Origin of the sequence: Edaphobacter aggregans DSM 19364 (assembly GCF_000745965.1) — a bacterium.
GTDB classification, from domain to species: Bacteria; Acidobacteriota; Terriglobia; order Terriglobales; family Acidobacteriaceae; genus Edaphobacter; species Edaphobacter aggregans.
In genome coordinates, this window is record NZ_JQKI01000233.1 from 1 (window position 1) to 5,416 (window position 5,416).

The 5,416-nt window shown below is 56.9% G+C and carries 7 protein-coding genes; 3 read left to right on the top strand and 4 right to left on the bottom strand.

Annotation, left to right across the window (positions count from 1 at the left end):
* On the top strand, positions 1 to 362 hold a 362-nt coding region (locus Q363_RS30265), incomplete at its 5' end, for a hypothetical protein (protein WP_035358162.1).
* Between the two features lie 346 nt (positions 363 to 708).
* Here Q363_RS30265 and Q363_RS30270 read toward each other — a convergent pair.
* Genes Q363_RS30270 through Q363_RS30280 form a run of 3 tightly spaced genes read right to left on the bottom strand, consistent with a single transcriptional unit; the run spans position 709 to position 3,617 of the window.
* Positions 709 to 1,635: a DUF2950 domain-containing protein gene (locus Q363_RS30270; RefSeq protein ID WP_035358165.1), complete on the bottom strand. Its 927-nt coding sequence runs from the start codon at positions 1,633 to 1,635 to the stop codon at positions 709 to 711.
* A 24-nt stretch (positions 1,636 to 1,659) separates the two neighbouring features.
* The gene (locus tag Q363_RS37095) at positions 1,660 to 2,847 is read right to left on the bottom strand and encodes a DUF3300 domain-containing protein (protein ID WP_084080926.1); all 1,188 of its coding nucleotides are present in this window, start codon (positions 2,845 to 2,847) and stop codon (positions 1,660 to 1,662) included.
* The gene (locus Q363_RS30280; RefSeq protein WP_084080927.1) at positions 2,844 to 3,617 is read right to left on the bottom strand and encodes a MarC family protein; all 774 of its coding nucleotides are present in this window, start codon (positions 3,615 to 3,617) and stop codon (positions 2,844 to 2,846) included. The genes Q363_RS37095 and Q363_RS30280 overlap by 4 nt, the downstream gene beginning before the upstream one ends.
* A 778-nt stretch (positions 3,618 to 4,395) precedes the next feature.
* Here Q363_RS30280 and Q363_RS30285 point away from each other — a divergent pair.
* Together Q363_RS30285 and Q363_RS41605 are read left to right on the top strand one after the other, a co-directional pair.
* Complete coding sequence (locus tag Q363_RS30285; RefSeq protein ID WP_157467920.1) at positions 4,396 to 4,746, top strand: hypothetical protein; 351 nt, start codon at positions 4,396 to 4,398, stop codon at positions 4,744 to 4,746.
* A gap of 91 nt (positions 4,747 to 4,837) precedes the next feature.
* Complete coding sequence (locus Q363_RS41605; RefSeq protein ID WP_157467923.1) at positions 4,838 to 4,984, top strand: hypothetical protein; 147 nt, start codon at positions 4,838 to 4,840, stop codon at positions 4,982 to 4,984.
* A 198-nt stretch (positions 4,985 to 5,182) separates the two neighbouring features.
* Here the strand turns inward: Q363_RS41605 and Q363_RS30295 are convergent.
* Positions 5,183 to 5,416 (bottom strand): hydantoinase B/oxoprolinase family protein (locus tag Q363_RS30295; RefSeq protein ID WP_035358173.1); only part of this gene is annotated, 234 nt, incomplete at its 5' end.

Here is a 5,416-nt window from a genome sequence, read left to right on the forward strand (position 1 = left end):
CCAGAATCCAGTCTGGGCTTCAACAGCCGCTCGGGAGAATTCCATCCGGCGCGAATCTCTCAGACATGACGTCGAGTCTGCAGCCCCGTAATGACCTGCTGCCCCCAGTCCAGCAGGAAAACTCCAAGGCCTTCGCCATCATGGCCGTGCCGGACCAGATGGCCGATAGCTTTCTGTGCCAAAATCGTCAGCCGCACGAAGATGCTCCGGACTTGAAGCCTGCTGATGCAAAATACGGAGCTTATTACTTGTCCGCCAGTCGATTGAATTATGGGGAGGAAGAATCACCCGCTCTTCTGTTGTTGTGGACCAAGGAGCAAGCGAGTTGGAAGGTTGTTGCCTGGGCTGTGGAGCTTCCGTAAATAGAATCGTGCGCTGTCCGGAACGTAGTGCCTGGAGTGCCGGCTATCGGACTGTATGGTCCGCCGCAGTGGGTCGCGTTCCAGAGAGCTGACCATCACATAGTCAGCTTCTGCGCGCGCACGATGTGTTCGCGGCTCAACTTCAGCAACGGCCTGACACGGTCGGCGTGACGAAGTGGGCATCGCCGGAGTTCATTTAACCTGCAGCGAAGGAACTTGTTGAGGAGCTCTCGAAGAAGGTGACTCGGAACAACCTACCTGAGAACACCGAACTGGACTGCTCGATCTCTTGTACGTTCGATATGAGCAAAGGCTTTGTCGAGGTCAGCAGGGTCTGGAGTTCCGGTCATTCCGGCTGAACTGCTGCCCAGGACGCGTCAGGGTTGTACTCCGCCAGGCTCAGGGCCTCAGTAGCCGTGTCATCCCCGAGATCCTTTTGGTAAACAACTCCATCCTGACCGACTACGAAGGTCATGACGCCGCTGTATGCATATTTGGCCGGGTAGGCAAGGAGAGCGAAGCCGCCTTTCATGACCCCGTTCTTTACATAGCTTTTTTTGCCGCCGGGCGCCGCAGGTCCCTGAGCCGTGAGTATTCGGAAGTGGTATCCCCAGAGCGGATCGGATGCCGACTTGTTCGGATCGTAACCTTCCTCAGCAGCCTGGGCGACGAGATCTCCGAGAGGACTGCGCTTTTCTCCGTGCTTTCTCTCCCAATAAAGACCGTCCTGGCGGCCGGGAGAGCTCCGAACGTGCTGCGCAAAGATTCCTACGGGTATGCCGTCGTGCGACTGACTGGCATATTCCCGCTGCGCGTCGACATAGGCGCGGCAGACGTTGATGACACCGAGTTCGTTGCCTCCGATTCGCCGAGCCAAGACCTCTTGTCTGCCCGCCTGGGAATCGAATTGCCATTTGTCACCGGATTTCAGCAGAGGGACCGGGAAGGGCCATTGTTCGTCGCCGATGATCAGTTCCTTGCTGTCCGCTCCGCGCGGCGACCAATGCCAGGATTCCTCCATCGCGAGTGCAACCACCTGGCGATCATTGCGATCCGAAACCGGATCGCCGGATTCAACAGCCTCAATCGCGTCGCGCCCGAAGATCTCCCGCCATTTCCCCATGTCTTCTGTTTTGAGAGCCTGTTGCAGTGCCGCCGCTGCTTCATCCGGCGTGGCGAATTTCGCCTGCGAGGGCCTCCTCTTGCAGGCTGTCACAAGCAGCATTGTCAGCCCAAGCATTGCCAGTGGAATAATGTGCTTTCGCAAACGCATATTCGTTCTCCGAACCTGTTTGGATTATCGATTTCGTCTCCCACCGCCCCCGCTGCGATCACCGCCCCGGCCACCGCTTCGGCTGGAAGAGAGGCTGGAGTTGCCCCGCGAACTCTCGGCTCGAGTGGTTGAACCACTCTGGTAGCCAGAAAGACTGCTGGAATTCATTCCGCTGCGTTGCGAAGCGGTTTGCCCGCTTGTGCGGCTCGAAGTGGCGGCTGCAGTCTGACGTTGCGATTGACTGGTCGCCCCCTGCGCTTGCGCGGAACCTCCGGTGGATACGCGCTGCGATTGGTTTGCTTGCGCATTGGACTGGCGTTGATCCTGATTCGCTTGCGCGTTGGATTGGCGCTGAGCCTGATTCGCTTGCGCATTGGACTGGCGTTGATCCTGATTCGCCTGTGCGTTGGACTGACGCTGAGAGGCATTCTCTTGATAGTTCTCCTGACGCTGAGAGGCATTCTCTTGATAGTTCTCCTGGCGCTCCTTGTAGTAGTCTTCGCGATCATCCCAGTAATCGTCGTAAGCGTGATAGTAAGAATTGTTGTGGGCGCCAATGATCACACCCGTGGTAAAGGCAAGAGCGCCCACTCCGGCAACTGCCGCCCCACTCGGGGGCGGAGGAGGTGCCGCTACGTAAACCGTCTGCGGATTGTATGTCGGAACGTAAATGACTTCGGGATTCGCAGGTTGAATCACAATCACCTGCTGACCGTTGGAGGTGGTCTGCGTCTCGACCTTCTGCTGAGGCGTCGACTTCAAATTGCCGGACGCCTGCGCCTGAGCGCGCATTCGCTGGACCGAATCGAAGATGGCATTCTTGTCGGCTGTGAACGCCTGGCCAAGCGCCTTCGTCCATTCTGGCTTTTGGGCCATCATCTGAACGACTTGTGGGAACGGTGCCAACGCAACGTATGAGGTATCGAAGCCGGCCTTCTGAGCGGCATCTTGAAGCTCGCTCCCCTTGAGATTGGCGTTCTTTCCCAGCCAGGCGGCGAACGATTTAACCTTATCGACATTTGTGGACGCAGGCATGATTTGAAAGATGAGGGCATCGGGGTACAAAGCGATCGGAGCTGTCAATTGATCGATCGACTCCGTCGGGCTGGGCTTTCCAGCTGGCTGCTGCGAAAGTAATCTTCCCGAGGGAATGAGCACAAACGAAACGGTGAACAGAAACACCACCAGCCAAAATCGTAATCTGGATCTCATCGGTTTACTCCTTTACCCACGATGAACCCGACGTTCTCTAAAGCTCGAAGAGTTATTGAGAGGCCGAGCGCCACTTGAATGATTCCCAGGACCGTGCCGAACAACATGAGAGGCACCTGCAGATACTTGAGAATCGGCCGCGCAAACAGCATAGCAACGAGGTTAAGTACCATCAAACCAAGCAACGCGAAATAAATCTTAGTTTCGGTCATGTAGTCCGGCGTCAATGCCATGCAGACGATGACGATCGCCACACCATAGGGAGTCACTATCGTCGGAAAGGCCAGCGGTGACGCGGCATATCGCATGTCGGGTTCATACTGCTTCGGAGTCGCGTCTGGATCAATATCGAATTGCTCTAGTACGCCTCGAAGAGCTACAAGAAAGAGGATAATTCCCGCTGCGATCGCGAGTACCGGGACTGGGATGTTGTATTTGCGAAGAAACCCTTCTCCGATCACCACGGTCAGTACCAGAGCGGCGCAGGAGTACAGAAAAGCGCGAATTGCAATGCGGCGGGTGAAGGCTGCGTCTGCATTACGGGTGATCTGCACGAAAGGCCCGAGGATCTTGAGCGGACCAAGCATCAGGAAGAAGAAGGTAAACATATATCCGAGTGAGAAGGCTCCGCCCTGGTGCGTGGCCGTAGGAACACTGTCCTGGCCGAAAGCTAAACCGGAAGCGAGTGCTAACGACACACCCAGCATAGTCAATCTACTATCTCGCTTTCGAGATTGCCGACGATCTAAAGCGATGGCGAGTGATTTCATGGTATATCCTCAACAGGCTGGGGGATCATAAGCGGAGACCGCTTCTCGACACGATTTTCCAAATAGCTCCATGTTCGCCGAGAAGCAGACACTCCCATGGAGGGTTACGATGAAGCAAATAGCCCGATCATTTTCATCGTTCTCTTGCTCTTGCAATGTAGGCACCTCTTCAGTTTGACGGTACAAGTGGGGCCTAGGCGAGGCAACTAGGAGTTTCCCCAGTGGCAAAAGTCGTCGGCACTGTGAACGTTGCCGGGGCGCAACTTCGCAGCCAGACAGGTATTACTGGCTACTGTTGGCAGAGAGCCATCTGACGCGGCGGCTGTTTGGAGGCATGGTACGACGAATTGGGGCGCTGCCGCTGCCGACCGGATAGGGCGCTCGGCATTTGTGCAGGAAGTGCCACGTCCTCTCCTGTTTTGGCGGCCTTCTGGAGAAAGCCGAAGGTCGAATGCCGGTTCTCGGCTATGGCGTAAGCTATGCAGTCGGCAAGGTGTTATTCGCGCTGTGGGGTTCGATCATTGTGATCCTGGTGCATAGAGCTCGCGATCGGGCCTCAGTCTCAGTCTTTTTTCTGGGCGAGCTAGGGATTTCACTAGTTGTTTTGATCTGCCCTGCCCGGTAGAAATGCTCTTGCAAAGTCAGGGCCGGATAGTCCAATAACGCGATTGTCGCGCTTCGGAACGGCTAATGATGAGACGCCCGTTAACAAACGAACGTGCTCAAAACTGGAGGCGTCTGACGCGGCCCGAAAAGTACCGGGACCTGATCGTGAGGATTGCCGGCTATTTGCGCATACTTCGTTGACCTGACGCCTTCGCAGCAGCCTGGGGTGATGCTCTGGGTGCAGACGGACACACCCAACTACCACATGGCTCACCAATACGGAGACGCCAAGATCATCGAGATCTCGACGAATAAGGCGTCGGTATTGAGCCAGATTTTTTCGGCTGTCATGGCTTCCGCCTGCGCGCTCGTCGGCTGTCAGAGCGTGCCCGTCGTCTATGGCGGCATTCTGTCCGAGACGGAGCATGCCTCCGCAAACGGCGCCTATCAGACGAGCTTCGAGATTCCTGTTCCCCCCGGCCCCGGCGCGCCTCGCAGTCCAGACCTTCGAACGTGCGGTTGAGTTGACCTACGGGCCGGCTGTTCCGGCACTCGATGACGTCTCCGTAGCTGGTGAGGGCCTTGCGATAGAACGCAAGCAGGGCGTCAGGGGTATGGTGATTTTGAAGGCGGCTGGTTTTATGCGCAGGGTTAATTTTGCCGAAGCTCAGGTCGACGTCGGCCGATCCGTTGCTCTTGCCTTGCTGCTCGAACTGGGCGCCGGGATAGATGGGGAGCCCGAGGCCGTCGAGCACGGCTGAGGGCTGGTAGCATCACACCTATCGGCCACCAGTTGGCCGCTATACTCAGCCGTGGCTACTTTGACGCCATTCAGTTACGGGATCTGCTACTTCTGCCTTCCAAGCCAAACTATGCCGGAGGCTCGCAGCAGAGGGCCATCGACGACTACTATGTCGCGGACATGGGAGCAGGAGCTTCGGGTTGAGTGCATAGGACTATCAGGCAGGCGTGCCCCAGCCTCCGCCGCCGGGAGTCTCTACTCGAATGCGGTCCCCTGCTGCAGCCTCGATGCTGCATTTCGCGGGGAGTTCCCGCGTTTCTCCTGAGGTATGAAGCAGAGTGCGGCCGGGCTTGGCGTCCTTCCCTCCATAGAGTCCATACGGGGAGAAGGTGCGGCGTTCGGTGAGAAGTGTAATTCTTGCGGGGCAGAGAACCTCGACTTCGCGAACGAT